We start from the raw sequence: 23,650 nt of genomic DNA on the forward strand, positions 1-23,650 counted from the left end.
CCGGCGATTTTTTGCCGACCAATCAGATGCTTGTAATAGACAGAGGAATGCGATGAGCGATTTTCGTCAGGATTTTATTCGTTTTGCGCTCGAGAAGCAGGTGCTCAAGTTCGGTGAGTTCATCGTCAAGTCCGGCCGCAAGTCGCCCTACTTCTTCAACGCCGGCCTGTTCAACGACGGCGAGAGCGTGCTGAAGCTGTCGCGTTTCTACGCGCAGGCGATCAACGCCAGCGGCCTCGAGTTCGACATGCTGTTCGGCCCGGCCTACAAGGGCATCATCCTCGCCGCCGCCGCTGGCATGGCGCTGGCCGAAGGTGGCCGCAACCTGCCGTTCGCCTACAATCGCAAGGAAGCCAAGGCCCACGGCGAGGGCGGCACCCTGGTCGGCGCGCCGCTCAAGGGCCGGGTACTGATCGTCGACGACGTAATGACCGCCGGCACCGCGGTGCGCGAATCGCTACAGCTGATCCGCGACGCCGGGGCTACACCTGCCGGCGTGGCGATCGCGCTCGACCGGATGGAGCGCGGCACCGGCGCGCTGTCGGCGGTGCAGGAAGTCGAACAGCAGTACGGCCTGCCGGTAGTGGCGATCGCCACCCTCGACGACGTGCTCGGCTTCCTCGGCAACAGCCCGGAGCTGGCGGCCAACCTGGCCGCGGTACAGGCCTACCGCGCCGAATACGGCGTGGACTGAATCCGCCTCACGTAACAACGGCCCGCCGGCATGCTGCCGAGCGGGCCGTTTTTCCATCAACCGCCGCTTTCCTTGCGCTGCCAGGCCTTGTTCAGCGCCTGGGTGGCCTGCTGCAGCGCGCCATCGGCCGCGCTCTTGGCGCTCTTCGCGGTCGCCAGCTCGGCGTCAGCCTTCTGCACCGCCGCCTGCGCATCGGCCAGCCGGGCGTCGGCCTGCTGCTTGGCGGTTTCGGCGCGCTGCTGCGCCGCACGGCTGGCATCGGCCTGCTGGCGGGCGTCCTGGAACGCCATCTGCGCTGCCAGCAGCTGTTCGTCGGTGTTCTGCGCCAGCGCGCTGCCCAGCCACAGGCTGGCGATCAGCGCGAAGCCGGCACGGGGTGCATATCCGATCATGCTCATTCCTTGAAGTTGGCCGAAAACAGCATCGAGCCGGCATTATGCCGAGTGCGGGCTGTTTGATCCAATGTCGGCCAAAACAAAAAACCCCTGCCGTTTGGCAGGGGTTTTTCAAAATTCATGCTGGTGGGTCGTGCGGGATTCGAACCTGCGACCAACGGATTAAAAGTCCGCTGCTCTACCAGCTGAGCTAACGACCCGACCTGGGCTCTATTTTATGGTGGGTCGTGCGGGATTCGAACCTGCGACCAACGGATTAAAAGTCCGCTGCTCTACCAGCTGAGCTAACGACCCCCAAAAAAAGCCTGGGTTCTCGTGGTGGGTCGTGCGGGATTCGAACCTGCGACCAACGGATTAAAAGTCCGCTGCTCTACCAGCTGAGCTAACGACCCTCGAGAGGCCGCAAATATACAGAGGGGCGGCTTTCCGGGTCAAGCGCTTTTTTGTTGCCTGGCACAAATATCCCATCGGCAAGTCGGGCCAAAGACGAGCCGCACCGCGCTGCCCGCCCGGCAAAAAATCGGCTATCCTCTTGAATTGGCTTGTTCGGCTACCCATGTTAAGTAGGACGGCAAGCCGGCTTCGACCGGCAGCGCCAGGATTTCCGGCACCTCGTACGGATGCAGTTCGGCCAACCTGGCTTCGAGCCGCGGATACGCCGCAGCGGTCGTCTTGATGATCAGCGGCACCTCGCTCGCGCACTCCAGCTGGCCCTGCCAGCGATACACCGACTGGCACGGCGCCAGCAGATTGACGCAGGCGGCCAGCCGCTCCTCGACCAGCGCGCGGGCCAGCCGCTCGGCGGTCACCGAGTCGGGTGCCGTGCACAACACAACCAGATTTTTCATAGTGGCTCCGTTTCCATGCGTGGATTATTGCTTTTACTCCTGTTGTACCCGTTTGCCGAGATCGCCACGCTGGTAATGCTGGCCGACAACATCGGCGCCGGCTGGACGCTGCTGTTCGTGGTCGCCTCGGCGCTGTTGGGCCTGACGATGCTGCGCAACCAGAAGGTCGGCGCGCTACTGACGCTCGGCGCGGTGTTCCGCCAGGGCGAACAGGTGTCGCTGTACAGCCTGCTCTGGCCGCTACGCTACCTGCTGGCCGGAGTGTTCTTCCTGATCCCGGGGCTGATCTCCGACGTGCTGGCGGTGCTGCTCCTGCTGCCGCTGAAGGGCCCGTCGATCACGATGCGCACCGGCACAGGACCTGGATCAAGCCCAAACGGCACCGGCACCGATATCATCGAAGGCGAATACACCCAGGTGGATGAAACGGTCGAACGCGACCGCCACCTACCCTAATTCCTTTCGCCTCCGGCCGCGCACCATCCCGCCGGCCGGGCTTTTTGGCCCCATCGCGGGGCCGGGCAATGCCAGGCAGGGCCCCCTGCCGCCACAAGGAGATGCTTCATGGATATCGGAATCAACGAGCAAGATCGCGCAGAAATCGCCCAAGGTCTGTCTCGCCTCCTGGCCGACACCTACACGCTCTACCTGAAGACCCACAATTTCCACTGGAACGTCACCGGCCCGATGTTCCGCACCCTGCACCTGATGTTCGAGGAGCAGTACAACGAACTGGCGCTGGCAGTCGACTCGATCGCCGAGCGGATCCGCGCGCTGGGCTTCCCGGCACCGGCCACCTACAGCGAGTTCGCCCGCCTCTCGAGCATCCCGGAAACCACCGGCGTGCCGAGAGCCGAGGACATGATCAAGCTGCTGGTCGACGGTCATGAAGCGGTCTGCCGCACCGCCCGCGGCGTGTTCCCGGTGATCGACAAGGCTTCCGACGAGCCGAGCGCCGACCTGTTGACCCAGCGTCTGCAGATCCATGAGAAGACCGCGTGGATGCTGCGCAGCCTGCTGGAAAAATAAGCCCACCGGCGCCGTGCCCGCCGCCCGGCTGGCACGGCCTTGGCCGCCGCCCGCGTCATGCTAGACTAGCGACGATGACCGGGTTTTCTCATGTCCAGCCAAGCATTTAGCGCCTACTCCCCCTCCCCGCGGCTTCCCCTGATGGTGATGCTGCTGGTCTCGCTCGCCGTGCACCTGGCGTTGCTGGTCGTGCGCCCGTTCGGCTGGCTGCCAAGCGCGCCGCCGCCCAAGCCGGTGCCGCTTGTCGTGACGCTGGCGCCGCCACCGGTACCCAAGCCACTCGCCGCGCCGATGGCCGAACTGGCCGTGCCCCCGGCAACGCCGACCGTGGCACCGCCCGCGCCCAGCCATCGCATCCCGACCAAACCGCCGCATAAGTCGGCCCCGCACCATACGCCGGCGCCCAGGCCGGTACTGAGCCGCGACAGCGCCACGCCGGCCATCGCCCGGCCGGCCAAGCCCGCACACGCCGCCCCGACCGAGCCCGACACCCCTCTGCCATCCACCGGCCGTTTCAGCGCACAGAGCCTGCTCGCGCAGGGCCGCAACGCCGCCCGCGCGCTCGACGGCGCCGACGATGCGGCGGACAGCGACACTGGCAGTGCCAGCGCACGCCGGCTGCTGGTCTACGGCCGCAGCGCCAGCGGCACCGAATGGAACAGCTATGTGGAGGGCTGGCGGCAGAAGATGGAACGGCTCGGCACGCTCAACTACCCGGAAGTCGCACGCGACCAGCAGGTGTCGCTGGAGCTGGCGGTGGTGATCGACAGCAGCGGTGCGCTGCGCTCGGTGAAACTGCGCCGCGGCTCCGGCCAGCCGGCGATCGATCAGGCGGCGATGGACCTGGTGCGGATGGCCGCGCCGTTCGCGCCGTTCCCGGCGCAGCTGGCGGCGCGCGCCAGCGCGCTGGAAATCGTCCGGCCCTGGAGCTTCACCCGCGACAACCGCTTCGCCGGCCGCTAAGCTAAGCGTTTCTTTCGCAGGATCCGTCCATGTACGAAGTCAACCGCAGCCTCGCGCTGATCAAGCCCAAGGCCCCGTTCCTCGCCTGGCTGCAGGGCTTGCCCGGCAACAATACCGCCGGCCTGACGCTGGCCGCGCTGCAGCAGGGCTGCAACGCGCTCTTGGTGCCGCCGGCCGACGACGCCGACGAGGCGCACGCCTTCGTGCTCGAGCAGTACGCCACGCTGTTCGCCGCCGAGCTGGCCGACTGGTGCGAGGACGAGGCGCTGTGGCCTACGCCGCTGACGCCTGCGCTGTTTGCCGACTGGTTCGACATCGAGATTCACCCGGTGCTGACCGACCTGGTCGACGTGCCGCTCGAGCGCGAAGCGTTCGTGCCGTTCGAGTTGCCGGACGCCTGAACCGGAGCACCGCCATGCCGGCCATCGGACTCAGCCACTACAATCTACGCGCGCCGCGCCCGCTGCTCGACGAGCTGAAAACGTTCTACGTCGCCGCGGTCGGACTTACCGAGGGCCCGCGCCCGCCGTTCCAGCGCTTCGGCTACTGGCTGTACGCCGGCGACGAGCCGGTACTGCATCTGACCGAGGCCGACCCGGGCGAGCGCCGCGGGACACACGCGGCCGGCACCTTCGACCACGTCGCGTTTCGCTGCACCGACCCAGCGGCGATGGCGGCCCGGCTCGACGCGCTCGGCATCGCCTACCGGCGGGCCGAAGTGCCGCAAACCGGGTCGCGCCAGTTGTTCTTCCACGACCCGGCCGGCAACGGCGTGGAACTGAACTTTTCCGGCGACAACACCTAAGCACCATTACAAACAACGCGATGCCCGGTCTCCGTAAGGTTGGCCGAAGGCGCCGCAATCCACCGGCCGGGCTGTCCACACGCCCGCCGGCCCACCACGAGAACGCAAGGGAAACACATGACTCACAGCACACTGATCAAGGTGCGCGGCTATCACCTCGACCTGTACAGCCACGTCAACAACGCCCGCTACCTAGAATTCCTCGAGGAGGCGCGCTGGAGCTTCTTCGAGGAGCGCGGCGACCTGCCGTGGTTCCTGCAGTCGGGGCTGGCGCTGGTGGTGGTCAACATCAACATCGATTACCGCCGCGCCGCGACGATGAACGACCTGCTGGCGATCGACACCGCGGTGAAGAACGTCGGCCGCCGCAGCGCGGTGATGCACCAGACGGTGCGCCTCGACGGCACGGACACCGTGGTCGCCGAGGCGGACGTGACCTTTGTCGTGTACGATGGCGCCCAGCAGAAAGCCGTGCCGCTCGAGGGGACGCTGAAGGAACTTCTCGAAGCGATGCAGGGCGAATGACCCACCCACATGTTTGAACGATTGCGATGAAGAAGGCCCTGTTTGCCCTGGTCGGTGTGGCGATTGCCGCACTGGTCGCGTACACCGTATTTTTCGACAAGGAGTCGGCCCCCGAGGTCAACTACACCTCGCTGACCGGCCAGACCGCCAGCACCGGCTCGCTGAAGGGCAAGGTGGTGCTGGTCAACTTCTGGGCGACCAGCTGCACCGGCTGCGTCGCCGAGATGGCCAAGCTCAAGGCGACCCACGAGCGCTACGCGCCGCAGGGCTATGAGACGGTGGCGGTGGCGATGAGCTACGACCCGCCCAACTACGTGAAGGCGTTCGTCACCGACAACCGGCTGCCGTTCTTCGTCACGCTCGACACTTCGGGCAGCATCGCCAAGGCGTTCGGCGACATCCAGCTCGCGCCGACCACCTTCCTGATCGACAAGCACGGCAAGGTGATCAAGCGTTACGTCGGCGAACCGAACTTCGCCGAGCTGCGCGGCCTGATCGAACAGGCGCTGAAAGCGTAGGTCGTTCCGGCAAGCAAAAAGCCCCGCATCGCGGGGCATTTTTTTCATGGCACAGGCTGTTCGGCCAACTGCCGGGCTCAGACCGGCCGGCTCGCACACACCGGGCAGGCCGGGTCGCGCGGGACCTTCATCGCGCGGAACTCGCCGGACAAGGCGTCGTACAGCGTCAGCCGCCCCAAGCTTGGCCGAATCCCGGCCAACAGCTTGATCGCCTCGACCGCCTGCAGGCTGCCGATCACGCCGACCAGAGGCGCGAGCACGCCGAAGGTCGCGCACGGCCCGTCGCTCGCCTCGCCCTCGTCCGGGAACAGGCAGTGGTAGCACGGCGACGCCGCATCACGGGTGTCGAACACCGCCAGCTGGCCGGAAAAGCGTACCGCCGCGCCCGACACCAGCGGCACGCCGGCGGCGACACAGGCGACGTTCACCGCGTGGCGGGTGGCGAAGTTGTCGCAGCAGTCGAGCACCACGTCGTGCTCGGCCACCCGTTCGGCCAGGCTGGCGGCATCGAGCCGCGCGGCGAGCGGAATCACCCGGATGTCCGGGTTCAACGCGTGCATCCGCCGCGCCGCCGACTCGGCCTTGTTGGCGCCGAGGCTGTCCATGTCGTGCGCGATCTGGCGCTGCAGATTGGTCAGCTCGACCACGTCGTCGTCGGCCAAGGTGATCGTGCCGACCCCGGCGCTGGCCAGGTACAGCGCCACCGGCGAACCGAGCCCGCCGGCGCCGACCACCAGCGCGCGCGCGCCGACGAGGCGCTGCTGGCCCTCGATGTCGATTTCCGGCAGCAGGATGTGGCGGCTGTAACGCAGCAGCGCCTGGTCGTTCAGTTCGGTCATGGCAGGTCGGATGAAATAAGGGGCCTGGCGCCAAACGGGCGCCCTGGCGATGGGACGATTCTAGCCGAAGCGAACGCGCCGGTGTACGCAAGATCGCCCGGTCGGCCGCGCTGTAGGGCGTGGCCGACCGGGCGATCTCAGGAAGGGCAGTCCCGCCGGCTCAGGAAGAAGACGGCTCTTCGGCGGTACGGCGCGAGAACTTGATACCGAGCTGTTTGAGCTTGCGGTACAGGTGGGTGCGTTCCAGCCCCACCTTCAGCGCCACCCGGCTCATATTGCCGTTTTCCAGCGTGATGTGATACTCGAAGTAGCGCCGTTCCAGCTGCTCGCGCAGTTCGCGCAGCGGCAGGTTGAAGTCGAAGCCAGTCTCTTCCACCGGTTTCTCGTGCTTGAACTGCGCCAGCACCTTGTTGACCTCGGGTGCGTCGATCGCGTCGGCTTCGGCGGTCAGCGCGATGCTCTTCAAGATGCTGCGCAACTGCTCGAGGTTGCCCGGCCAGTCGTACTGGCGCAGCGCGTTCAGCGCCGCGGTGGTCAGCTTGCGCGGCGGCACCTGCTTCGATTCGACCAGCTCACTGAGCAATTGCTCGGCCAGATGGATGATGTCCTCGGCGTGCTCGCGCAGCGGCGGGATCGGCACGATCACGCTCGACAGCGCGGTCAGCAGCCGGTTGTCGCACTCCGGGTCGACCAGCAGCTCCTGCAGCGGGCGGCTGCACGAGCACACCAGCCGCACGTTGAAGCGGTCGAGCTTGGACAGCAGGAACAGCAGGCCCTGCTGGATGCGGCGCGGGTACTGGCCGATCTCCGGCAGGTAAAGCACACCGTTATTGGCCTTCTGCAGCAATTCCAGCGGCGCGTCGGCGAGTTGTTCGAGTTTGGCCGGCGTCACCCACGGCGTATTGCCCTGGTGGAAGAAGCGCGCGACCAGTTCGAAGCCGGAACCCGGCTCGCCGGTCAACAGCACCGGCGACTTGACCTTGGACACCCGCTCGAGCTGGCGCTTCAGTTCCTGGATCGGCTCGCTGCGCCCCAGCTTGTCGAGCGACAGCGAAGTATTGGCCTGCATGTCCCCGTATTTCAGGCCGCGCTGTACCGTCGCCAGCAGCTTCTGCAGCGCGATCGGCTTCTCCAGGAAGTCGAAGGCGCCGATCCGGGTCGCCTCGACCGCGGTGTCGATGCTGGCGTGACCGGACATCATCACCACCGGCATGTTCAGTTGGCCGGACTTGGCCCACTCCTTGAGCAGAGTCACCCCGTCGCAGTCCGGCATCCAGATATCCAACAGCACCAGCGCCGGGCGGATCTGGTTACGCAATTGCCGGGCCACTTCGGCGTTTTCGGCCAAGGCCACCGAGTACCCCTCGTCCTGCAGGATCTCGGACAGAAGCTCGCGAATGCCGATTTCGTCGTCGACAATCAAGATATCGCTGCTACGCATTAAGCCTCCAGCAACGGCAAGGTGATAAGAATGCGCGCGCCATGTGGTTCGGCGTTGCTAAGCGTGATCGCACCGTGATGTTCCTCTATTATTTTTTTCACCACTGCCAAACCGAGACCGGTCCCCTTTGGCTTGTTGGTCACGTAGGGCTCGAAAGCACGCGGCAGAATGTCCGGGCTGAAGCCCGCCCCACTGTCTTCGACACTCAGCTGCACCTCGTGGCCAACCAGACGGCTGCTAATGTGAATCATCGGGATGTCAACGTCAAGAACCGCATCCTGTGCGTTTTGCAGCAGATTATGCAGCACTTGGCGCAACAGTGCCGCATCGCCCATGATCCGCAGCGGTCCGTCGGCAATGGCCGTGTTCAGCGCCGGGTTCGCCTCATAGAGCGTCAGCACCTCGCGGATCACCCCATTCAGGTCGAGCGGCGACAGCTGGGTGCGCGGCGCGCGGGCGTAATCGCGGAACGCGTCGACCATGCCCTTCAAGGCGCCGACCTGCTTGACGATGGTGTCGGTCGAGCGGCGCAGCATATCGGCATCGTTGCCGGCGAGCTTGTCGGCAAGCTTCATCGCCAGCCGCTCGGCGGCCAGCTGGATCGGCGTCAGCGGGTTGCGGATCTCGTGCGCCAGCCGCTTGGCGACCTCACCCCAGGCGGCGTCGCGCTGCGCGCGCAGTAGTTCGGTGATGTCGTCGAACACCACCACGTAGCCGCTGCCCGAGCGCTCCGGCAGCGGCGTGCCGCGCGCCAACAGGATCAACGAGGCACTCGGCGTGACATAGTCGAGTTGCTGCTGCCACTCGCCCTTCTTGGCGGTAGCAGCCCGCTCGAGCACGATGTCGATCAACGGCGACATCGCCGGCTTCAGCGTCGCCCAGGCGGTGAACGGCTCGCCGACCAGTTCGGAGAAGTCGACGCCGAGGATGTGCGCCGCGCTGGTATTGGCGGCGCGCAGATGCCAGCTGGCGTCGAACGCCATCACCCCGGCGGTCAGGTTGGCAAGGATGCTCTCCAGATACAGCTTGGCCGCCTCTTCCTGGCGACGGTTCTCGTCGGCGCTGTGGCGCGCCTCCTCGAGCTGCTGGGTCATCCGGTTGAACAAGGTGGTCAGCATCCCCAGCTCGTCGCGCCGGTACACCGGGTGGCGCTTGGAGAAGTCGCCCTGCGCCACCGCGCGGGTACCGGCGGCCAGTTCGGACAGCGGCGCCGACAGCCGTTCGGACAGGAACAGCGCGAACGCCAGCGCCGCGGTCAGCGCCAGCAGGAACGACAGCAGCAGCGTCAGCATGTAGAAGGTCTTCAGCCCGTCGCGCGAGATCAGCAGCTGCCGGTATTCGGAACGGGCGTTCTCGATCAGCGAGGCGTCACGGGCGATCCGGTCCGGCGCGCTCTGGCGCACCGCCAGGATGCGTTGCTGGTCGTCCAGCGTGCGATAGCTCGCCAGCACGCGCAGCACCAGGCCGCGGTCGCCCTCGTTCTCGATCGTTGCCAGCGGCCGGCGCGTCTTGATCTGGCGGATCGCCTCGCGCGACGGCGGCACCGGGATCGCGGACGCCTGCGCGGCGGCGAAGCCGACCAGCTGGCCGTCGCGGCTGAACACCGACACCTCGGACAGACCCAGCTGCTCGCGCAGCCGCTCCAGCCGCGACGGCAGCAGCCCGTCCGAGCTGTCGGCGATGTCGTCGAGGATCACCCGCGACTTGCGCGACACGTCGTCGAGCATCGCCCCCAGCGCGTTGCGACCCAGATCGAGGCCGCGGTCGAGCGCGCTCTCCACCCGCACGTCGAACCAGCTCTCGATGCTGCGGGTCAGGAACTGCGCGGAGATGGTGAACACCAGCACACCGGGCACCAGCGCCACTAGCGCGAACATCACGGTGAGTTTCTGGGTCAGCTTGGCACCGAACTCGCGCTGCTTCAGGCGGCGGCGCAGCCGCAACAGCTGGCGGGCGATCACGCCGACCAGGCCGGTCAAGAGCAGCGCGTTCAGGCCGAACACCCACCAATAGTATTCGGCCAACTTGGAAGTGTTGCCGGTGGACAGCGCCAAGAGGTACAGCAGGATGGTGCCGAGCGTGGCGACGGCGAGGATGACCTGGCGCATCAGTTGGCTCCGGCCGGGCGCGGCGGCGCCACGGTCAGGTCGGCCCAACCGGACGACAGCGCCCAGTCGGACGAGCCCAAGGCATTGAACTGGAACGGTTTTGGCAGCTCGCCGAAGTCGAGCGCCAGCCGCACCCGGCCGGCCACGTCGCCGGCCTTAACGCCGTCGAGCGTGCCCGAGTCGAGCACCCGCCAGCCGGTGATCGCCCCGGTGGCGTTGAGCGCCTCGTTGAGCGTGGCGTAGTGATTGGCCAGGCTGCCGATCGAGACGCGATAGCGGTTGGTGAGGCTGTGGTAGCTGAGCTTGAAGTCGATGGAGGCGGTCGGGTCGAACCAGTTGCCGAACTTCAGGCGGTACGCGGTGATGCGCGGCCGGGTCAGCTCGAACTCGAGCCGGAAGTTCAACGCCACGCCCTGCGCCAGCGCCTGCGACAGCGTGCTCGGCAGGCGCAGGCCGAAGCGGGTGCTCAGCGACAGCTGGCCGTCGCTGGTCAGCTCGGCCTCGGCGCGGCGTACCTCGATCGACTCGGCGCGGCTGATGAGCGGCACCAACGCCAGCCCGACCAGGAGGACGAGCAGGTTAATGCTTTTCAAGCAGCGCGTAGTAAAAGCCGTCATGACGCTCGCAGGGCAGCAGCTGCTCGTCGCCGGGGCAGGCCGCGTCGGGATGACGGGCGAGGAAGGCGTCGAGCTGCTGACGGTTCTCTTCAGGGAAAATCGAGCAAGTAGCGTAAAGCATTTTGCCGCCCGAGGCGAGCAGGGGCCACAGCGCGTCGAGCATCGCCGCCTGCTGCCGCGCCAGTTCGGCGAAGTCGCCGGGGCGGCGCAGCCACTTGATGTCCGGGTGACGGCGCACCACGCCGCTGGCCGAACACGGCACGTCGGCGAGGATGCGGTCGAACGGCACGCGGTCCCACCAAGGATTCGGTTGCGCCGCATCGCCTTGGAGGACGTCGGCCGACAGGCCCAGCCGGGACAGGTTGTCCGCGACCCGCTCGAGCCGCGCCGCGTCGACGTCGAGCGCGGTCAAGCTCACGTCGGCGCTCTCCAGGATGTGACCGGTCTTGCCGCCCGGCGCGGCGCAGGCGTCGAGCACGCGCTGGCCGGCGGCGAGTTCCAGCCGCGCCGCCGCCTGCTGCGCGCCCCAGTCCTGCACCGACACCCGGCCCTCCACAAAGCCCGGCAGCTCGCGCACATTGCACGGTTTGGCCAGCCGGACCGCGGTATCGTCGAGCGCCTCGGCGCTCACCCCTTGTTCGGCCAGGTGGGCGACGTAAGCCGCCGCGTCGCCGTGGCGGCGGTTGACGCGCAGCGTCATCGGCGGGTGGTTATTGTCGGCGGCGACGATGCCCGACCAGTCGGCCGGGTACGCCGCCTTCAGGCGCTCGATCCACCAGCGCGGATGATTGGTGCTGGCCTCCTGGTCGCGCTCCGACTCGGCGAGCAATGCGTCCTGCTGACGCTGGAAATTGCGCAGCACGCCGTTGACCAGACCCTTGAACTTGCCGTTGGCGAGCTTTTCGGCCTCGCGCACCGCGTTGTCGACCACCGCGTAGGCGGCGGCGCGGGTGTGCGCCAGCTGGTAGAGCGCGACCAACAGCAGCCGTTCGACCGCCGGTTCGGGCAAGGGCCGCGGCACCAGCTTGCGCAGCCAGAACTTCAGTTCGGCGAGACGCCGCACGCTGCCGTAGGCGATGTCCTGCAGCGCGCCGCGGTTGCTCGGCGACAAGTCGCCGGCGCGGCGGAAGGCGGCGTCGAGCGCCTCGGTCAGGGTGCGTCCCTCGTCGATGCGGCCGAGGATGTCGGCGGCCAGCGACTGAATGCTTGGCATGATGGTCTCGCTAGAAATGCGCCGGCCACAGTCCGCATGGCGCCGACTGTGGCCGGTGGTTCAAAAGGATCGGCCGCATCATAAGGCTAGAACCCGGCGCCTGACAAAGACAGCTGCACAGCACCGCTAAAAAAATCCCATGGCGGTGTTATGCCGCCTTGCCGTGCTCCTCGTACTGTCCGCAGCAGCACGCCTAGCGGCCGCTGCGCTGAATTTTTAGCGGCTCTTATCCGACGCCGCGCGCGATGTCCTGCAAGCGGGCGATCCGTTCGGCGGTTTCCGGGTGGGTGCGGAACAGGCCGGCCATGCCGCCGGCGCCGGACAGCGGGTTGATGATCATCATCTGCGCGGTTTCCGGGTGCGCCTCGGCGGCCGGCATCGCGATGCCCTGCGCGTAGTACTCGATCTTCTGCAAGGCACTGGCGAGCGCCAGCGGGTCGCCGGATATCGCCGCGCCGCCGCGGTCGGCCTCGAACTCGCGGGAGCGCGAGATCGCCATCTGGATCAGGCTGGCGGCGAGCGGCGCCAGCAGCGCCACCGCCAGCCGCGGCAACAGGCCGATAGGCTGGCCGTTCTCGTCGCGCCCGCCGAAGAACATCGCGAAGTTCGCCAGCGCCGAGATCGCGCCGGCCATCGTCGCCGACACGGTCGACAACAGGGTGTCGCGGTGCTGCACATGCGCCAGCTCGTGCGCCATCACGCCGCGCAGCTCACGGTAATCGAGCAGGCGCATGATGCCGGTGGTCGCCGCCACCGCGGCGTGCTGCGGGTCGCGGCCGGTGGCGAAGGCGTTCGGCTGCTCCTCGTGGATCACGTAGACGCGCGGCATCGGCAAGCCGGCGCGCTGCGCGAGCTCGGCGACCAGGCCGTAGAACTCCGGCGCCGACTGCGCGTCGACCGGCTGCGCGTTGTACATGCGCAACACCATCTGGTCGGAATTCCACCACGCCCAGACGTTCATCGCACCGCCGAACAGCAGTGCCAGCAGCATGCCGCTCTTACCGCCGATCATCCCGCCGATCACCATGAACAGCGCGACGATCGCCGCCATCAGCACGCTAGTCTTCAGCCAGTTATCCATCACGACTCATCCTTCCGATTGGCCCTGCCCCGCTACGGGCTGCCGAACACTCAAGCACCCAGCGTCTCGCCGCTCAGCGCCGGCCGGCCGGCGACGAAGTCGCGTGCCGCCAGCCGCTTGCCGCCGGCCGCCTGCAGCTCGGTGACGCGCACCGCGCCGCTGCCTGCGGCCACCACCAGCCCGTCACCGCCGGCCGCCAGCACCGTGCCCGGCGCTCCCTGCCCGTCCACCGCTTCGGCCAACCACAGCTTCAGCGGTTCGCCTCCAAGCGTGGTCACCGCACCCGGCACCGGGTTGAACGCGCGGATGCGCCGTGCCAGCTCCACCGCCGGCCGGCCCCAGTCGAGCTGCGCCTCGGCCTTGCTGAGCTTCTGCGCGTAGGTGACGCCGTCCTCCGGCTGCTTGACCGGACTCAGACTGTCGAGTTTCGCCAGCGTGTCGACGATCGCGGCGGCACCGGTTTCGGCCAACTTGTCGTGCAGGCTGGCGCCGGTCTCGTCGGCGGCGATCGCCACCGGGTGGATCGAGAGCATGTCGCCGGTGTCGAGGCCGACGTCCATCAGCATGATGGTGATGCCGGTCTCGGCGTCGCCCGCCTCGATCGCGCGCTGGATCGGCGCGGCGCCGCGCCAGCGGGGCAGCAAGGACGCATGAATGTTCAGGCAGCCGCGCGCCGGGATTTCCAGCACCGCGCGCGGCAGGATCAGCCCGTAGGCGGCCACCACCATCAGCTCGGCGCCGATCTCCGCGAGCATCGCCTGCGCCTCGTCGGTCTTCAGGGTCAGCGGCTGCTCGACGCGCAGGCCGTGCTCGAGCGCCAGCGCCTTCACCGGGCTGGGTTTGAGCTTCATGCCGCGGCCGGCCGGGCGGTCCGGCTGGGTCAGCACCAGCGCGATCTCGTGACCGGCGGCGAGCAGCGCGGCCATCGCCTGGGCGGCAAATTCGGGGGTGCCGGCAAAAATCAGCTTCATGGGGTCCCTTCAAAGAGCCGGGGGCAGCGCGCGGCATGCCCCCGGGGGTTCGGCCAAGTCGGACGCAGCGGCGACGCGCTAAGCGCCGCCCGCCCGACTCAGAGGTTGTTTCTCTCGTGCTTCTTCAGCTTGGTCTTGATGCGGTCCTGCTTGAGTTTCGACAGGTACTCGACGAACACCTTGCCGTTGAGGTGGTCGATCTCGTGCTGGATGCAGACCGCCAACAGGCCGTGCGCCTCCACTTCGAACGGCTGACCGTCGCGGCCCTGCGCGCGCACTTTGACGTGCTCGGCGCGGGTCACCTTGTCGTAGATGCCGGGCACCGACAGGCAACCTTCCTCGTAGACGATCTCACCGTCCTTCTCGACGATTTCCGGATTGACGAACGCGGTGAGCTCGTTGTGCTCCTCGGACAGGTCGATCACCACCACGCGCTCGTGCACATTGACCTGCGTCGCCGCCAGGCCGATGCCGCGCGCGGCGTACATGGTCTCGGCCATGTCGTCGATCAGCGTGCGGATACGCTCGTCCACCGCGGCGACCGGCTTGGCCACCTTGTGCAGGCGTTCATCGGGATATTGCAAAATGTTCAGCAGGGCCATGCGCCGTATCGCTCCAGTTGTTGTCGTTTGCCCCCAGGCACACCGATAATCATGATATTTGAATAATAAGACCATTCGGCCGGCGCCGCAGTCGTTCGGCGCTTGTCGTTTATATTGGGGCAGCTTTCGTGCACAAAAGTATTATAACGCTCCTTTTCGCGTTGATCCTCGCCGTACCGACGCCGATCTTCGCGCTGACGCCGCGCCCGGACGCGCCGACGCGCTACGTGGTGCAACGCGGCGACACGCTGTGGGGCATCGCCGGCCGCTACCTCGACCGCCCCTGGCAATGGCCGGCGCTGTGGCAGATGAACCGCCGCGACGTCGCCCGGCCGCACTGGATCTACCCCGGCGACGTGCTGCTGCTCGACCGCAGCGGCGGCCAGCCGCGTCTGAGCCTGGCCGAAACCAGCCGGCGCGAAGTACGGCTGAGCCCGCAGCTGCGCAGCCTTGAGAGCGACCCGCCGGTGCCGAGCCTCCCGGCGCGCCGGCTCGAACCGTTCCTGAAGCGGCCGCTGGTGATCGAGCAGGCCGAGTTCGAGCGCGCGCCGCGGCTGGTCGCCGGCCCCGAGGAGCGGGTGGTGCTGTCGCTCGGCGATGCCGCCTACGCGATGGGCGTCACCGCCACCGGCGACTACCAGGCCTACCGTCCGGGCCGGCCGCTGCTCGACCCGGACACCGGCCAACCGCTCGGCTACGAGGTCGCCTACGGCGGCGACCTGCGCGTACGCCGGCTCGATCAACCGGTGCAGACGCTGCAGGTGACGCGCAGCGTCGAGGAAATCCAGGTCGGCGACCGGCTGTTGGCCGCGCCGCGCGACTACTTCGTCAACTACGTGCCGCACCCGGTCGACGCGGGCTTTGCCGCCCGGATCGTCGCCTCGTACGGCGCCGGCGACGAGGTCGCGCAGCACGCCAGCGTGGTGCTCAACCGCGGCCGCGCCGACGGCGTCGAGCCGGGCCAGGTCGCGGTCGCCTACAAGCAGGGCCAGCCGGTCACGGTGAACGCCCCGGACCAGCGCCCGGTCACTGTGCGGCTGCCGACCGAAGCGGCCGGTACGCTGTTCGTCTACCGGGTGTTCGAACACGTCGCGTACGCGCTAGTGCTCGACAGCCACCGCCCGCTCACTATCGGCGACCCGGTCGGCGCGCCAACGGAGGATCGATGACCATCCCGCACGACTGGCTGAACCTGGCACTGACCCCCGGGGTCGGCCCGGTCGGCTTCCTGAAGCTGATCGAGGCGTTCGGCTCGGCGACCACCGCCTGCGGCGCCAGCCGCAACCAGCTCGAGCCGTTGATCGGCCGCGAGGCCGCCGACGCGCTGAAGAGCGACGCCGCCGCCGAGTCGGTCGCGGCCGCGCTCGCCTGGGCCGAGCAGCCCGGCTGCAGCCTGATGACCTTGCTCGATGACGACTACCCGCCCGCCTTGGCCGACAGTCACGGCCCGCCGCCCTTGCTGTTCCTGCGCGGCCGCCGCGACTTGCTGGCCCGGCCGATGCTGGCGGTGGTCGGCAGCCGCCATGCCACCCCGCAGGGCTGCCGCGACGCCGAGGCATTTGCCAGCGGGCTCGCCGCCGCCGGTTACACTATCGCCTCGGGTCTGGCCGCCGGCGTCGACGCCGCCGCGCACCGCGGCGCATTGGTCCATCCGGCCTGCACCGTGGCGGTGATCGGCACCGGCATCGACCGCATCTACCCGGCCGGCAACAAGGCGCTGGCGCAGCAGATCGCCGAACAGGGGCTGATCGTCTCCGAGTTCGCGCTCGGCATCCGCCCACTCGCCGGCAACTTCCCGCGCCGCAACCGCATCATCGCCGCCTTGTCGCGCGGCTGCCTGGTGGTCGAGGCGAGCGTCGATTCCGGCTCGCTGATCACTGCTCGGCTCGCCGCCGAGGCCGGCCGCGAGGTGCTGGCGATCCCCGGCTCGATCCACAACCCGCAGGCGCGCGGCTGCCACCGCTTGTTAAAGGATGGGGCGAAACTGGTCGAGACGGTGGACGACGTACTCGACGAGGTGGGACGACCGGCCGCGCCGGTAACGAAGCCGACGAGGCGAGCCGCCGTGGCGCCCGAACCGGAACACGCCGAGGAGACACCGCTATTGGCGGCGCTCGGCTTCGAGCCGGTCGACGCCGACACGCTCGCCGGGCGGCTCGGGTTGACGACCCAGCAGGTTTACGCGATGCTGCTTGAGCAGGAACTGGCCGGCCGCGTGGCGAGTCTACCCGGCAGCCGCTTCCAGCGCCTTGGCTGAAACCGGCCATCATTTCCCGCTGTGAGATTCAATGTTTGACGTATTAGTTTTCCTCCTCGAAGAGTACCAGGACCTCGAAACCTGCCCGGAGCGGGAGGCCCTGTCGCGCCATCTGTCGGCCGCCGGTTTCGAAGAAGAGGAAATCGACGATGCCCTCAACTGGCTCGACTCGCTGTCCGAACTCGGCGAAGAAGCCTTCGCCGGTGCCAACGAAGGCGCCAGCCTGCGCATCTACGCCGATGCCGAGATGAAGCGCCTGCCGACCGAGGTGCGCGGCCTGCTGCAGTTCCTCGAAGAAGAAGGCGGCCTGACCCCGGCGCAGCGCGAACTGACCATCGACCGCCTGTTGGCGCTGCCCGACGACGAGATCAGCGTCGAGGCGACCAAGCTGGTCGCGCTGATGGTGCTGTGGAGCCAGAAGGCCGAGCTGCCGTTCCTGCTCGGCGAGGACCTTTTGGCGGTGATCCACGGCGAGCCGACCATGCAGTAAGGGCCGCCAAGCCGAGCCCGCGACCGAACGATTGCAATATCTCGTTACGACCCCAAGCTTGCAGGGGGGCGGTGGCTGCTCTACCATCCCGCCCCATCTGGCGCTAAGTGCCAACGAACAACCCCCGACAAGAGCGCCGACTTGCGCTCTTGTTTTCTTTGACGGATACAGGATGTGTCAGCCTGCGCCACCCGCGCAGGTTCAATGGTGCACGCGGACATGCCTTCAAGCCTCTTGATTGTCGAATCGCCCTCCAAGGCGAAAACGCTGAAAAAATACTTGGGCGCGGACTTTGAAGTCCTCGCCTCCTACGGTCACGTGCGCGATCTGGTGCCGAAAAACGGCGCCGTCGATCCGGACAAAGACTTTGCGATGAAGTACCAGCTGATCGCGCGCAACAGCAAGCACGTCGACGCGATCGTCAGCGCGGTGCGCGAGGTCGACCATGTCTATCTCGCGACTGACCCGGACCGCGAAGGCGAGGCGATTTCCTGGCACCTGGTGCAGATCCTCAACGGCAAGAAGCTGTTGAAGGACAAGACCGCGCAGCGCGTGGTGTTCCACGAGATCACCAAGAACGCGGTGCTCGAGGCGATCCAGAACCCGCGCGAGATCGCGCAGGACCTGGTCGACGCCCAGCAGGCGCGCCGGGCGCTCGACTACCTGGTCGGCTTCAACCTGTCGCCGCTGCTGTGGAAGAAGATCCGTCGCGGCCTCTCCGCCGGTCGGGTGCAGAGCCCGGCACTGCGGCTGATCTGCGAGCGCGAGAACGAGATTCGCGCCTTCGTCGAGCAGGAATACTGGTCGGTGCACCTCGATAGCCACAAGAGCCGCACCAAGTTCTCGGCCAAGCTGACCCAGCTGGCCGGCAAGAAACTCGAGCAGTTCGACATCCCGAACGAGGCCGAGCAGGCCGCGGTGCTGGCCCGCCTGGCCGGCCAGAGCGCCACCGTCGCCGCGATCGAGAAGAAGAAAAAGACCCGCAACCCGGCCGCACCGTTCACTACCTCGACGCTGCAGCAGGAGGCCGTGCGCAAGCTCGGCATGACCACCGACCGGGCGATGCGCACCGCGCAGCAGCTCTACGAGGGTATCGACGTCGGCCAGGGCACGGTCGGCCTGATCACCTATATGCGTACCGACTCGGTGGCGCTGGCGGCCGAAGCGGTCACCGAGATCCGCCACTACATCGAGAACAAGTTCGAGCCGGCCTTCCTGCCCAAGAGCCCGGTCGCGTTCAAGAACAAGTCGAAGAACGCCCAGGAAGCGCACGAGGCGGTTCGGCCGACCTCGGTGTACCGCACGCCGGACGCGGTGAAGCCGTTCCTGACCTCCGACCAGTTCAAGCTCTACGAGATGATCTGGAAGCGCACGCTGGCCTGCCAGATGGCGCCGGCCAAGTTCGACACCACCGGCATCGACATCGCGGTCGGCGAGGCGATGTTCCGCGCCTCCGGCCAGGTACTGGTGTTCGCCGGCTTCCTGGCGGTGTACGAGGAAGACGTCGACGACGCCGAGGATGAGGATAGCGCCAAGCTGCCGGTGCTGGAGGAAGGCGAGACGCTGCCGGTCGACAAGCTGTACGGCGAGCAGCACTTCACCCAGCCGCCGCCGCGCTTCACCGAAGCGTCCTTGGTGAAGGCGCTGGAAGAGTTCGGCATCGGCCGTCCGTCGACCTACGCCAGCATCATCTCGACGCTGAAGGACCGCGAGTATGTCACGCTCGACAAGAAGCGCTTCGAGCCGACCGACACCGGCGAGATCGTCAACAAGTTCCTGACCGAGCACTTCGCCCAGTACGTCGACTACAACTTCACCGCCAAGCTGGAGAACCAGCTCGACGAGATCGCCAGCGGCCAGCGCCAGTGGGTGCCGGTGATGGACAGCTTCTGGAAGGGCTTCAAGAAGCAGATCACCGAGAAGGAAAGCATCTCGCGCGCCGAGGTGACCACCGAGAACCTCGACGAGGCGTGTCCGAAGTGCCAGAAGCCGCTGATGATCCGCTTCGGCCGACGCGGCCGCTTCATCGGCTGCTCGGGCTACCCGGAGTGCGACTACACCCGCGACATGAACGAGACCGCGGAGAGCGCCGCCGCGGCGGCCGAGGAGCCGACCGTGGTCGAGGGACGCGACTGCCCGGACTGCGGCGGCCAGCTGTTGATCAAGAAGGGCAAGTACGGCAAGTTCATCGGCTGCGCCAACTACCCGAAGTGCAAGCACATCGAGCCGTTGGAAAAGCCGAAGGACACCGGCGTAGTGTGCCCGGAGTGCAAGACCGGCCACCTGATCGAGCGCAAGAGCCGCTACGGCAAGCTGTTCTACAGCTGCAACACCTACCCGAAGTGCAAGTACGCCACCTGGAATCCGCCGGTGGCCGAACCGTGCCCGCAGTGCGGCTGGCCGATCCTGACGATCAAGACCACCAAGCGGCGCGGCACCGAGAAGGTGTGCCCGCAGAAGGAATGCGGCTACGCCGTGCAGATCGCCCCGCCGGAAGGCAAGGAAGAGGCCGCCCCGGAAAGCAGCGCCGAATAAGGCGCCCGGTACTCACCCTACCCGATCCGGTTTGCCAAGCCCTTGTTTTTATTCAGCAAGGCGAGACAGCGCCGCTATACTGGGTTCATGGGGAGTGGTTGGCCCCTAGATGAAGGGTCAGGGTGATCCTGACCAGTACGGCGCCACGACGGGCCGGAATGCCTTCTTAGGCATATCAAACGCCGCCGCAAGGCGGCGTTTGCTATGGGTGCTCACCAACGGCGTGCGGTGTCCCAGATGAAGATCAACAGTCAATACCTGTTCAGCGGCGCAGCGATTCTCGCCGTCATTTTCTTCGCCACAGCAGCGTGGCCGTTGTTGGCCGTGGTCTTGCTGGTGGTGTTTTGCGGTCTGGTGGTGGCCGACCGCGAACAGCTGGCGGCGATCGCACGTGATGCTGACGCCGCCGCGATGTTCGTCGCACGTCACGACCAGCCGTTGCTGTCGCTCGACCACTTTCGTGGCCACGAGCTGATCGGCTACCGGTCCGGCTACCCGGTGTACCGCACTCTGGCAGCACGCGGTTCGCGCTGGGGGCTGGTCGGGCAGGAGGACGAGGTAGGCGAAATGCCGCGCGACGCAATTCGGGTATTTCCCGGTTTCGTCTATCGTCGTCTGGACGATTGAACGCTAGAGCAATACGGCGTTCGGTCAACCACCTCTCCCCCGGCTGCGGCCGGGGGTATCATTTGTGCCCATCGGCGGGCTAGGCTGCAAGCTGCATACCGCTCGGAGCCCCGGCCATGGCCGACTTTGCCAGCTTCTACCGCTACTACCTCGGCGAGCACGCCAACCCGATCTGCCGCCGCCTGCACTTCGCCGGCAGCACGCTGGTGCTGCTGATCCTGCTCGGCGCGCTGATCAGCCGCCAGGGGGCGCTGCTGTGGCTGGCGCCCGTGGCCGGCTACGGCTGCGCCTGGATCGGCCATTTCTTCTTCGAGCACAACCGCCCGGCGACCTTCCGCCATCCGTGGCTGAGCCTGGCCGCCGACTGGGTGCTGTACGGACAGATGCTGCGCGGCCGGCACTGGCGCTGAGCGGAAGCTCTAAAAACCTGCTGCGCGGCACGGATGCTTCGTTGGGCGGTGCTCGAAATCCTCATGGACATCTAGTCCACTCCGGTTTCTGCACTCCGTCCGCCTCGCCTGCGTGCCGCTCACGACGGTTTTTAGAGCTTCCTTGAGGCGTTAACTCGATCAGTTCAGCGCTGCTAACAATCTCTAGCTTCAAGGCAACAGCACCAGCGCCCACATCGCCACCAGGTTCACCAGACCGAGCAGCTGTGCCGCGCTGCCCATGTCCTTGGCGCGCTTGGCGAGCGGGTGGCGCTCCAGCGAGGTATGGTCGACCGCCGCCTCGATCGCCGAGTTGAACAGCTCGATCACCAGCGTCGCCAACGAACTCGCCACCAGCAGCGCCCGCTCGGTGCGACTCGCGTCGATCACGAACGCCAGCGGGATCAGGATTGCCGCCAGCAACAGCAGCTGGCGAAACGCCGCCTCGTGGCGCAGCGCGGCGGCCAGGCCGTCGATCGAATAACCGAGAGCGTTGAGGAGGCGCTTCACGCCGCTCTTGCCCTTGAACGGGCTGGCGGGGTCGGGAGTGGTCATCGTAGGCGGGCTCGGGTCGACAGAGGCGGCGGCGCTCGCAACGACGAGCGATTCCGGACAAGGATAGGTCAGGGTGTTGGCATCGCCAGCATGCGGCGCTGCTTCGGCGCCGCCGCCAGCCATTCGAGCCGCTTATTCAGCGCCGGGCTGACCCAAGCGGTGCCGGCGCCGTCGACCAGCAGCACATACGGGGTGCCGAAGCGCGCCGCGTAGCGGCCGGCGCCGGCCGGGCCGGCGAAGTAGATCGGCTTGCTCGCCACGTCGGAGCGGGTGCCGGCCTCGAGGCCGGCCGGCATCAGCACGGTGACCGCCTGCAGCTTGCAGTCGGTGTCGCCGTCGCGCGGATCGACCAGGTGGCAGTGGCGGCGGCCTTGATCGATGAAGTAGCGCTGGTAATCGCCCGAGGTGCCGACCGCCTCGCCGTCGGCGAGCGTCAGCATCGCCATCGCCTCGTTCTTGCGCGGGTGCTGGATGCCGACCTTCCACGGCGTGCCGTCCGGCTTCTTGCCGAGCGCGATCACATTGCCGCCGATATTGACCAAGGCCGAGCTAACGCCGGCCTGCTTGAGCTCCTGGCGCGCCCGATCGAGCGCCCAGCCCTTGGCGTAGCCGCCGAAGTCGAGCGCGAGGTCGCGGTTGTGGCTGGTGAGCAAGCCATCCTTGATGGTCAGGTCGGCGAGGCTCGGCCGGCTGTCGACGAGCTGGGCAAGCTCCGCCGGGTTCGGCGTCACCGGTACGAAGCTGTCGGCGTGAAAGCCCCATAGCGCGACCAACTTGCCGATGCCGGGCGCGAATAGCCCGTCCGACCAGGATTCGAAGCGGGCGCCGTCGCGGATCAACCCGGCGAGCTCCGCGTCGATGCGCACCGGCTGGCCGGCGCCGATCGCGTGATTGACCCGCGCCAACTCGCTGTCCGGCCGCCACGGGTGCAGCCTGACCTGCAGCCGGTCGAGATCGGCCAGCACGGTGCGCACCGCGTGCTCGGCCTGCTCTTCGGGCAGGCCGGCGACGGTCACCTCGACCCGGGTGCCGAACACGTACGCTTCCTGCTTGTACGGCGGCGGCGTCGCGCCGCAACCGGCCAGCAGCACCAGCGCGGCCAAGCAAGTTGGCCGAAACCGGCTCAGCCCTTGCCGCACGCGGCTTCCAGCGCGTCGATGAAGATCGCCGCCACCGGGGTGTCGCTCTGCTCCATGATTTCGCGGAAGCAGGTCGGGCTGGTGACGTTGACCTCGGTGAGGTAGTCGCCGATCACGTCGAGGCCGGCGAACAGGATGCCGCGCCGCACCAGCTCCGGGCCGAGCGCCTCGGCGATCTCGCGGTCGCGCGCCGAGATCGGCTGCGCCACCCCGGTGCCGCCGGCGGCGAGGTTGCCGCGCGTCTCGCCGGCCTTCGGGATCCGTGCCAGGCAGTAGTCGACCGGCTTGCCGGCGATCACGATCACCCGCTTGTCGCCCTGCTTGATCTCGGGGATGTAGCGCTGCGCCATCACGGTGCGCGCACCGCGACGGCTGATCGTTTCGAGGATCACCGCCAGGTTGGCGTCCTGCGGGGTGACGCGGAAGATACTGTCGCCGCCCATGCTGTCGAGCGGCTTCAGGATCACGTCCTGGTGCAGGCGGATAAAGACACGGATCTTGTTGGTATCCGGCGACACCAGCGTCGGCGCGACATAGTCGGGGAACTGCAGGATCGCGAGCTTCTCGTTGAAGTCGCGCATCGCCTGGCCGCTGTTGAACACCCGGGCGCCCTGCTGTTCGGCCATCGTCAACAGCTGGGTGGCGTACAGGTACTCGAGGTCGAACGGCGGGTCCTTGCGCATCAGCACCGCGTCGAAGGCGGACAGCGGCAGCCGTTCGACCTCGCCGAGCTTGTACCAGTGTTTCTGGTCACCTGAATGCTCGCCGGTCAGCGTCAGCTTGACGGTGTCGGCCAGCACCCGGCCGCCCTCGACCGCGACGTTGCGCGCCTCGCAGAACGCCAAGGCATGGCCGCGCCGGGCGGCCTCTTCCATCATGGCGAAGGTGGTGTCTTTGTAGATCTTGAAGTGATCGAGCGGGTCGGCAATGAACAGGATGCGCATGGCGATCTCCGGGGCGCGACAGGCGC

General features: G+C 67.2%; 27 protein-coding genes and 3 tRNA genes. 14 read left to right on the top strand and 16 right to left on the bottom strand.

The window, feature by feature from the left end; translation table 11 throughout:
• Positions 1-52: 52 nt before the first annotated feature.
• Entirely contained in the window at positions 53-694 is a 642-nt protein-coding gene (pyrE, locus tag ACZ2IA_RS00210; RefSeq protein ID WP_470290539.1) for an orotate phosphoribosyltransferase, read from the top strand.
• A 56-nt stretch (positions 695-750) separates the two neighbouring features.
• Here pyrE and ACZ2IA_RS00215 read toward each other — a convergent pair whose 3' ends face one another.
• The 5 genes from ACZ2IA_RS00215 to cutA all read right to left on the bottom strand — a co-directional run bounded on the left by ACZ2IA_RS00215 (position 751) and on the right by cutA (position 1,937).
• Positions 751-1,086 carry a hypothetical protein gene (locus tag ACZ2IA_RS00215; protein WP_470290540.1) on the bottom strand — a complete coding sequence of 112 codons (336 nt, stop codon included), beginning with the start codon at positions 1,084-1,086 and terminating at the stop codon, positions 751-753.
• 127 nt (positions 1,087-1,213) lie between these two features.
• Positions 1,214-1,289 (bottom strand) — tRNA-Lys (locus tag ACZ2IA_RS00220).
• Between the two features lie 18 nt (positions 1,290-1,307).
• Positions 1,308-1,383: transfer RNA gene (locus ACZ2IA_RS00225), tRNA-Lys, on the bottom strand.
• 22 nt (positions 1,384-1,405) lie between these two features.
• Positions 1,406-1,481: transfer RNA gene (locus ACZ2IA_RS00230), tRNA-Lys, on the bottom strand.
• 132 nt (positions 1,482-1,613) lie between these two features.
• Entirely contained in the window at positions 1,614-1,937 is a 324-nt protein-coding gene (gene cutA / locus ACZ2IA_RS00235; RefSeq protein WP_470290541.1) for a divalent-cation tolerance protein CutA, read from the bottom strand.
• 15 nt (positions 1,938-1,952) lie between these two features.
• Between cutA and ACZ2IA_RS00240 the strand changes: the two genes are divergently transcribed.
• The 7 genes from ACZ2IA_RS00240 to ACZ2IA_RS00270 all read left to right on the top strand — a co-directional run bounded on the left by ACZ2IA_RS00240 (position 1,953) and on the right by ACZ2IA_RS00270 (position 5,777).
• A complete protein-coding gene (locus ACZ2IA_RS00240) occupies positions 1,953-2,393 on the top strand; it encodes an FxsA family protein (protein WP_470290542.1) in 441 nt (146 codons plus the stop codon).
• A gap of 108 nt (positions 2,394-2,501) precedes the next feature.
• Positions 2,502-2,966: a Dps family protein gene (locus ACZ2IA_RS00245; RefSeq protein ID WP_470290543.1), complete on the top strand. Its 465-nt coding sequence runs from the start codon at positions 2,502-2,504 to the stop codon at positions 2,964-2,966.
• Between the two features lie 90 nt (positions 2,967-3,056).
• Positions 3,057-3,929, top strand: a complete 873-nt coding sequence (locus ACZ2IA_RS00250) for a TonB family protein (protein ID WP_470290544.1) — start codon at positions 3,057-3,059, stop codon at positions 3,927-3,929.
• A 29-nt stretch (positions 3,930-3,958) separates the two neighbouring features.
• On the top strand, positions 3,959-4,330 hold the full coding sequence (locus ACZ2IA_RS00255; protein WP_470290545.1) for a VacJ: 372 nt from the start codon (positions 3,959-3,961) through the stop codon (positions 4,328-4,330).
• A 14-nt stretch (positions 4,331-4,344) separates the two neighbouring features.
• Positions 4,345-4,734: a VOC family protein gene (locus tag ACZ2IA_RS00260; protein WP_470290546.1), complete on the top strand. Its 390-nt coding sequence runs from the start codon at positions 4,345-4,347 to the stop codon at positions 4,732-4,734.
• Between the two features lie 117 nt (positions 4,735-4,851).
• Positions 4,852-5,259 carry an acyl-CoA thioesterase gene (locus ACZ2IA_RS00265; RefSeq protein ID WP_470290547.1) on the top strand — a complete coding sequence of 136 codons (408 nt, stop codon included), beginning with the start codon at positions 4,852-4,854 and terminating at the stop codon, positions 5,257-5,259.
• A gap of 26 nt (positions 5,260-5,285) precedes the next feature.
• Complete coding sequence (locus ACZ2IA_RS00270; RefSeq protein WP_470290548.1) at positions 5,286-5,777, top strand: TlpA family protein disulfide reductase; 492 nt, start codon at positions 5,286-5,288, stop codon at positions 5,775-5,777.
• A gap of 77 nt (positions 5,778-5,854) precedes the next feature.
• On the opposite strand, the gene ACZ2IA_RS00275 is transcribed toward ACZ2IA_RS00270, so the two are convergent.
• From ACZ2IA_RS00275 to def, 8 genes are all read right to left on the bottom strand, one after another.
• Positions 5,855-6,616 (bottom strand): HesA/MoeB/ThiF family protein, encoded by a 762-nt coding sequence (locus ACZ2IA_RS00275; protein ID WP_470290549.1) that lies wholly within the window; start codon positions 6,614-6,616, stop codon positions 5,855-5,857.
• 160 nt (positions 6,617-6,776) lie between these two features.
• Positions 6,777-8,057, bottom strand: coding sequence for a sigma-54-dependent transcriptional regulator (locus ACZ2IA_RS00280; RefSeq protein ID WP_470290550.1), 1,281 nt, complete (start codon positions 8,055-8,057; stop codon positions 6,777-6,779).
• Positions 8,057-10,165 (bottom strand): sensor histidine kinase, encoded by a 2,109-nt coding sequence (locus tag ACZ2IA_RS00285; protein ID WP_470290551.1) that lies wholly within the window; start codon positions 10,163-10,165, stop codon positions 8,057-8,059. Before ACZ2IA_RS00285 ends, ACZ2IA_RS00280 begins: the two co-directional genes overlap by 1 nt.
• On the bottom strand, positions 10,165-10,782 hold the full coding sequence (locus tag ACZ2IA_RS00290; protein ID WP_470290552.1) for a DUF4390 domain-containing protein: 618 nt from the start codon (positions 10,780-10,782) through the stop codon (positions 10,165-10,167). The genes ACZ2IA_RS00285 and ACZ2IA_RS00290 overlap by 1 nt, the downstream gene beginning before the upstream one ends.
• Positions 10,745-11,995 (bottom strand): 16S rRNA (cytosine(967)-C(5))-methyltransferase RsmB, encoded by a 1,251-nt coding sequence (rsmB, locus tag ACZ2IA_RS00295; RefSeq protein ID WP_470290553.1) that lies wholly within the window; start codon positions 11,993-11,995, stop codon positions 10,745-10,747. Before rsmB ends, ACZ2IA_RS00290 begins: the two co-directional genes overlap by 38 nt.
• Before the next feature lie 226 nt (positions 11,996-12,221).
• Entirely contained in the window at positions 12,222-13,076 is an 855-nt protein-coding gene (htpX, locus tag ACZ2IA_RS00300; protein WP_470290554.1) for a zinc metalloprotease HtpX, read from the bottom strand.
• A 50-nt stretch (positions 13,077-13,126) separates the two neighbouring features.
• Positions 13,127-14,047 (bottom strand): methionyl-tRNA formyltransferase, encoded by a 921-nt coding sequence (fmt, locus tag ACZ2IA_RS00305; protein WP_470290555.1) that lies wholly within the window; start codon positions 14,045-14,047, stop codon positions 13,127-13,129.
• Positions 14,048-14,145: 98 nt separating this feature from the next.
• The gene (def, locus tag ACZ2IA_RS00310) at positions 14,146-14,649 is read right to left on the bottom strand and encodes a peptide deformylase (protein WP_470290556.1); all 504 of its coding nucleotides are present in this window, start codon (positions 14,647-14,649) and stop codon (positions 14,146-14,148) included.
• A 128-nt stretch (positions 14,650-14,777) separates the two neighbouring features.
• Here def and ACZ2IA_RS00315 point away from each other — a divergent pair, with 128 nt between their 5' ends.
• The 6 genes from ACZ2IA_RS00315 to ACZ2IA_RS00340 all read left to right on the top strand — a co-directional run bounded on the left by ACZ2IA_RS00315 (position 14,778) and on the right by ACZ2IA_RS00340 (position 20,968).
• Positions 14,778-15,818: a LysM peptidoglycan-binding domain-containing protein gene (locus ACZ2IA_RS00315; RefSeq protein WP_470290557.1), complete on the top strand. Its 1,041-nt coding sequence runs from the start codon at positions 14,778-14,780 to the stop codon at positions 15,816-15,818.
• A complete protein-coding gene (gene dprA, locus ACZ2IA_RS00320; RefSeq protein ID WP_470290558.1) occupies positions 15,815-16,906 on the top strand; it encodes a DNA-processing protein DprA in 1,092 nt (363 codons plus the stop codon). The genes ACZ2IA_RS00315 and dprA overlap by 4 nt, the downstream gene beginning before the upstream one ends.
• 31 nt (positions 16,907-16,937) lie before the next feature.
• Positions 16,938-17,396, top strand: coding sequence for a Smg family protein (locus ACZ2IA_RS00325; RefSeq protein WP_470290559.1), 459 nt, complete (start codon positions 16,938-16,940; stop codon positions 17,394-17,396).
• 219 nt (positions 17,397-17,615) lie between these two features.
• A complete protein-coding gene (gene topA / locus ACZ2IA_RS00330; protein WP_470290560.1) occupies positions 17,616-19,931 on the top strand; it encodes a type I DNA topoisomerase in 2,316 nt (771 codons plus the stop codon).
• A gap of 237 nt (positions 19,932-20,168) precedes the next feature.
• The gene (locus ACZ2IA_RS00335; protein WP_470290561.1) at positions 20,169-20,558 is read left to right on the top strand and encodes a hypothetical protein; all 390 of its coding nucleotides are present in this window, start codon (positions 20,169-20,171) and stop codon (positions 20,556-20,558) included.
• Positions 20,559-20,674: 116 nt separating this feature from the next.
• Positions 20,675-20,968 carry an Mpo1-like protein gene (locus ACZ2IA_RS00340; RefSeq protein WP_470290562.1) on the top strand — a complete coding sequence of 98 codons (294 nt, stop codon included), beginning with the start codon at positions 20,675-20,677 and terminating at the stop codon, positions 20,966-20,968.
• 189 nt (positions 20,969-21,157) lie between these two features.
• On the opposite strand, the gene ACZ2IA_RS00345 is transcribed toward ACZ2IA_RS00340, so the two are convergent.
• The 3 genes from ACZ2IA_RS00345 to gshB form a co-directional block, all read right to left on the bottom strand.
• Positions 21,158-21,541, bottom strand: coding sequence for a diacylglycerol kinase (locus ACZ2IA_RS00345; protein WP_470290563.1), 384 nt, complete (start codon positions 21,539-21,541; stop codon positions 21,158-21,160).
• A gap of 68 nt (positions 21,542-21,609) precedes the next feature.
• Positions 21,610-22,680, bottom strand: a complete 1,071-nt coding sequence (locus ACZ2IA_RS00350) for an FAD:protein FMN transferase (RefSeq protein ID WP_470290564.1) — start codon at positions 22,678-22,680, stop codon at positions 21,610-21,612.
• The gene (gene gshB / locus ACZ2IA_RS00355) at positions 22,665-23,624 is read right to left on the bottom strand and encodes a glutathione synthase (protein ID WP_470290565.1); all 960 of its coding nucleotides are present in this window, start codon (positions 23,622-23,624) and stop codon (positions 22,665-22,667) included. The genes ACZ2IA_RS00350 and gshB overlap by 16 nt, the downstream gene beginning before the upstream one ends.
• Between the last annotated feature and the right edge of the window lie 26 nt (positions 23,625-23,650).

This window comes from Crenobacter sp. CS_VA4 (assembly GCF_055597485.1).

Coding starts and splice junctions, on each gene's coding strand:
- pyrE (WP_470290539.1), top strand. CDS start 53: ATGAGCGATTTTCGTCAGGATTTTATTCGTTTTGCGCTCGAGAAGCAG.
- ACZ2IA_RS00215 (WP_470290540.1), bottom strand. CDS start 1,086: ATGATCGGATATGCACCCCGTGCCGGCTTCGCGCTGATCGCCAGCCTG.
- cutA (WP_470290541.1), bottom strand. CDS start 1,937: ATGAAAAATCTGGTTGTGTTGTGCACGGCACCCGACTCGGTGACCGCC.
- ACZ2IA_RS00240 (WP_470290542.1), top strand. CDS start 1,953: ATGCGTGGATTATTGCTTTTACTCCTGTTGTACCCGTTTGCCGAGATC.
- ACZ2IA_RS00245 (WP_470290543.1), top strand. CDS start 2,502: ATGGATATCGGAATCAACGAGCAAGATCGCGCAGAAATCGCCCAAGGT.
- ACZ2IA_RS00250 (WP_470290544.1), top strand. CDS start 3,057: ATGTCCAGCCAAGCATTTAGCGCCTACTCCCCCTCCCCGCGGCTTCCC.
- ACZ2IA_RS00255 (WP_470290545.1), top strand. CDS start 3,959: ATGTACGAAGTCAACCGCAGCCTCGCGCTGATCAAGCCCAAGGCCCCG.
- ACZ2IA_RS00260 (WP_470290546.1), top strand. CDS start 4,345: ATGCCGGCCATCGGACTCAGCCACTACAATCTACGCGCGCCGCGCCCG.
- ACZ2IA_RS00265 (WP_470290547.1), top strand. CDS start 4,852: ATGACTCACAGCACACTGATCAAGGTGCGCGGCTATCACCTCGACCTG.
- ACZ2IA_RS00270 (WP_470290548.1), top strand. CDS start 5,286: ATGAAGAAGGCCCTGTTTGCCCTGGTCGGTGTGGCGATTGCCGCACTG.
- ACZ2IA_RS00275 (WP_470290549.1), bottom strand. CDS start 6,616: ATGACCGAACTGAACGACCAGGCGCTGCTGCGTTACAGCCGCCACATC.
- ACZ2IA_RS00280 (WP_470290550.1), bottom strand. CDS start 8,057: ATGCGTAGCAGCGATATCTTGATTGTCGACGACGAAATCGGCATTCGC.
- ACZ2IA_RS00285 (WP_470290551.1), bottom strand. CDS start 10,165: ATGCGCCAGGTCATCCTCGCCGTCGCCACGCTCGGCACCATCCTGCTG.
- ACZ2IA_RS00290 (WP_470290552.1), bottom strand. CDS start 10,782: ATGACGGCTTTTACTACGCGCTGCTTGAAAAGCATTAACCTGCTCGTC.
- rsmB (WP_470290553.1), bottom strand. CDS start 11,995: ATGCCAAGCATTCAGTCGCTGGCCGCCGACATCCTCGGCCGCATCGAC.
- htpX (WP_470290554.1), bottom strand. CDS start 13,076: ATGGATAACTGGCTGAAGACTAGCGTGCTGATGGCGGCGATCGTCGCG.
- fmt (WP_470290555.1), bottom strand. CDS start 14,047: ATGAAGCTGATTTTTGCCGGCACCCCCGAATTTGCCGCCCAGGCGATG.
- def (WP_470290556.1), bottom strand. CDS start 14,649: ATGGCCCTGCTGAACATTTTGCAATATCCCGATGAACGCCTGCACAAG.
- dprA (WP_470290558.1), top strand. CDS start 15,815: ATGACCATCCCGCACGACTGGCTGAACCTGGCACTGACCCCCGGGGTC.
- ACZ2IA_RS00325 (WP_470290559.1), top strand. CDS start 16,938: ATGTTTGACGTATTAGTTTTCCTCCTCGAAGAGTACCAGGACCTCGAA.
- topA (WP_470290560.1), top strand. CDS start 17,616: ATGCCTTCAAGCCTCTTGATTGTCGAATCGCCCTCCAAGGCGAAAACG.
- ACZ2IA_RS00335 (WP_470290561.1), top strand. CDS start 20,169: ATGAAGATCAACAGTCAATACCTGTTCAGCGGCGCAGCGATTCTCGCC.
- ACZ2IA_RS00340 (WP_470290562.1), top strand. CDS start 20,675: ATGGCCGACTTTGCCAGCTTCTACCGCTACTACCTCGGCGAGCACGCC.
- ACZ2IA_RS00345 (WP_470290563.1), bottom strand. CDS start 21,541: ATGACCACTCCCGACCCCGCCAGCCCGTTCAAGGGCAAGAGCGGCGTG.
- gshB (WP_470290565.1), bottom strand. CDS start 23,624: ATGCGCATCCTGTTCATTGCCGACCCGCTCGATCACTTCAAGATCTAC.